At 72.0% G+C, this 3,880-nt stretch carries 2 protein-coding genes; both read right to left on the bottom strand.

Features of this window, described 5'->3' with window-relative positions; genetic code table 11:
- Nucleotides 1-1,194 (bottom strand): hypothetical protein (locus ACWELJ_RS33665; protein WP_452370107.1); only part of this gene is annotated, 1,194 nt, incomplete at its 3' end.
- Between the two features lie 223 nt (nt 1,195-1,417).
- The coding region (locus tag ACWELJ_RS33660) for an SbcC/MukB-like Walker B domain-containing protein (RefSeq protein ID WP_452370106.1) at nt 1,418-3,880 on the bottom strand (2,463 nt) is incomplete at its 5' end.

Here is a 3,880-nt window from a genome sequence, read left to right as displayed (position 1 = left end):
GGCGGCGCCGTTGCGGGGGCGCGACGCGGCGCGGGCGCGGCGGCGGGCGGCCTGCAGTTCGGCGAGTTCCTGCTCGAGTGTCTCGGCGATCCGGAACTGGCCGGTGTCATAGACATTCAGCGGGGGAACCGGATCGGTCAGATCGGCGAGCGGTGACCGTTCGTTGTCCTCCTCGGGCTTGCGACTTTTGCCCGTCGCCGAGCGACGCTCCTTGTCCGCGGACTTCGCGGGTTCCGCCTGGCTTTCGGCCTTGGCGGTGGGCCGAGGTTCGACCACTTGGGCTTCCGCGTCAACGGTTTTCTCGGGCTCGGCGGGCCCCGCGGTCAGTGCGGCGGGACCGTTCGCCGTCGGCGTCGCGGAGGTCGGCGTCGGGCGGGTCGGCCAGGCCACGACCGTGGGCATGGAGCGGCGGATCTGCTCACCCGGGTCGGGCAGGTCCCGGATCTGGTCGGTGGCGCGCACGATGGCCAGGCCGTACCGGGAGGCCGCGGCATTGTGGATCAGCAGCGCCACACCGATCATCACCGGCGCGATGGCGTGCACCGCCACGTCGTACCAGCTGCCGTTCTTCAGGTACGGGTAGGTGTTGAGGATGACGGTCAGGCTCAGCAGCGCCATCTCGGCCACCACGACCTGGCGGCGGCTGTCGATCACGCCCCACTCGGCGACCTTGTTGGTGCCGATCATGATGATCACGAGGCAGACGCTGATCATGCCTTCGAGCAGGTAGCTGAACCAGTAGAGGGGATCGGAGGCGCCGCCGGGCGCGATGTTGTGCTGCACGTTGACCGCGGACCAGAGCATGCCGGCCGCGACGACACCGGCGAGCGCGCGCTGGCTCCACGCCCGATGCTTGTACAGCGACGCCAGTTTGGCGTGGGGGCTCGATTCCCGCCGCTGCGCGGCGATCGCCTTGCGGGCGAGCAGCAAGTCGCGAATGTCGGCCTTCTCAATCTCTTCGGAGGTCTGGCGGGCACGATCCGCCGCGGCCGCCGTGGCTTCGGCGTACTTCCAGCGCTGCGCGCGCTCCTGCTCGCGAATGCGCTCGGCGAGCTCACGCTCGGCGACGAGCTCGTTCTCCGACAGGGCGTCGGTCAGCGCGGGATCGTATTGGTAGGCCAGCCGGCCGCGGGCCTTCTCGACCCGTAGCGCCAGCTGGGTGACGTCGTCCTCGCGCGGGTTGTCGATCGTCAATTGGTCCCCCGTCCAGGGACTCCCGATGGCTGGCACGTGATTCCGGTAGGCACGGAAGACATTTCTAGTCGATACACGCCCAACCGCGAAACTGTTGGTTTGCCGTTGGTCCAATCCTTACGGCGCGCCGCACTGCGACACGCGGATTGGGGTGTCCGTCAAAGCAGTACGAACCCGCCGCTGCGACCCGCGTCCAGTGGGGTTGCCGATGCCCGGATCCGGATCAATCGGTCAGCTCGAGTTCCTCGTCCATCGGGATCGCGCCCTCGAGCCCGTGCGGCAGGCGCCGGCGGTTGGGGGAGCCCAGGGCCGAGGTGAGATCGGTGCCGTCGTGCTCGGCCAGCAGATCGTCGGAATCCCACACCAGCAGCGTGGCGCTGACGGTGTTCTCGGCCGCCGAGTGCGCCAGATCGTAGTGCGCGCAGGCGGGCACGTGCGGATAGGTGATCCAGAGGTCGTAGCCGGTCATGAACAGGTCCAGATCGAATTGCACCGAGAGCCCGAGCAGTTCGCTGCGCCCGTTGTCGTCCACGCCGGCGAAGGCCTCGTCCAGCGCCAGCAGGCGCGGGGCCTGCGGGTCGGCGGAGTCGAGCATCACGTGCGCGGCCGCGAACAGCGGAAGGTGCAGCGAGACCGACTGTTCGCCGCCGGAGAGCGCGCTGTGGCGGGCCACGGTGAGGCGGTCCTCGGTGCCGTCGGCGGTGAGGATGGTGAACGAGAACACCCGCCAGGTGCGGTAATCGAGGGTGGCCGCGAGGATTTCGGGGAACGAGCGCTCCGGGTGCGCGGCGCGGGCGGTGCGGATCTCGGCCGCGAAGTAGGCGCGGACCGTCGACAGGTCCTCCGGGGTGAGGTCGGCGGAGTCGCGGTCGAGCAGCTTGCACACCGCGCGCGCCGGTTCGGACAGGTTGTCGGCCAGCACCCAGTGCACGCCGATGGTGTTGCCCGAGGACATCCGGCGCTGCTTCATCTCCGCGCCCATGCGGACGATGAGATCGCGGGCGTCGGAGGTGCGTTCGTGGATCTGCTGGGCCAGCCCGGTCAGCAGCGCGTCCTCGAGGATGCGGCGCTCGGCGTCGGTGAGCAGCAGCTCCTGATCGCGCCGGGCCGCGCCGATGCGCTCGGCGAAATCGGCCAGCGCGGACAGCCCGTGGTCGTCGTGCACCTGCACCACGGTGAGGCCGTCGGCGGCGTCCCAGTGCAGGCGGTAGTCCTGGCGCGCCGCGGCGAGCGCGGCGTCGAACTCCTGCAGGGCGGTGGTGACGGCGCTGCGGGTGGCCTTGCGGGCCGCCTCGCCCGCGCGCACCGAAGCGGTTGCGGTGGTGAGGTTCTCGAGCAGGGCGGCCACCTCGGCGGGCAGCACGGCCGGCTCCTGCTCCGGATCGCCGTTCTCGATGCGGTACAGCAGCTGCTCGGGGGTGGACCAGGCGGCGTCGCTCGCGGGCCAGCGGCATTCGGCGGGCGCGCCCAGCAGGCTGAGCAGGTCCGGGCGCGCGTACGGGGCGAGATGGCGGACGTCGGCGAGCAATTCGGTGAGCGCGGTGCCCAGGGTGTCGTGGGCGGCGCGGTGCGCGCCCTCGGCGGCGCCGACCGCCTCGATGGCCTCGGCCGCGGCCTTGCGGGCGGCCTTCTGCTCGGCGCGGGCGGCGTCGATGCGTTCGCGGGCCAGTTCCAGTTCGCGATCGATGTCGGCGGCTCCGGCGCCCAGCGCCTCGCGCAGGGTCTCCAGCTTGCGCAGCTGCTCTTCGTATCCCGAGCGGGCGGCCTCGGCCTCCTCGGCGAACGCCTCGGCCAGATCCTTGGATTCGTCGAGGCGGTCCCCGGCCTCGCGGGCCCGCTCGTGTTCGCGCTGATGGTCGCCGCGCAGGCGCAGCAGGGCGGTTCCGGCGTTCTCGAAATGCCGGACCGCGGCCGCCAGCGCGTCCAGCGCGACCGGGTCGCGGGGCGCGCGGTGGTCGGCGGCGATGGCGCGAACCTTCTTGTCCGCGTTGGTGTATTCGGCCACCGCCTGATCGAGGCCCCGCCCGGCCTGGGCGGCCGCCTCCGAGCGCGAGCGCAGCATGCCCGCCGCCTCGGCCACGCCGCGCAGGGCGGCGGTCACGGCGGTGGTGCGTGGAAGCGCCTTGGCGGCGGCCGAAATCCGGCCCAGTTCGGCCGTGGCGGCCTGCTCGTCGGTCTGGGCGGTCTCGGCCTCGGTGACGGCCGTTTCGATGGCAGCGGCCAATTCGGCCAGCCGCAGCTCGCGGCGGCGGGCGCGGGCGGTGGTGCCGACGAACTCGGCGTCGGTCTTGACGTGCCGACCGGTCTGCACACCTTGGCGATAGCGGCCGTCGGTGGCGACGGTCAGCTGCCCCTCGACGCCGACCGGCTGCGCGGCGGCCCCGGAGACGATGTGCGCCTTGTCCGCTCCCGCACCGGTGGCCGTGGCGTGCGGCGACTCGACGAGGGCGATGGAGGCGAGGACCCCGGCGACGGTCTCGCGCGGAATCGTCAGTGACGGCGAATCGTCCTCCACCACCAGCACATCGGCGAGCGTGCGCCCGGCGGGCCGCTGGTCGGGCGGCAACGGCACCAGGAACTGGTCGGACGCGTGCGGCGGCAGCTCGGTCTCGGCGCACACCCACGCGTCGAGCAGGTTGGCCGCCTGCAGCGCCGCCTCGAGCCCGGCGGCCTGCTGCGGCGCGAC

Source organism: Nocardia sp. NPDC004582, from assembly GCF_053602115.1.
This window is presented reverse-complemented; position numbering and strand designations above follow the sequence as displayed.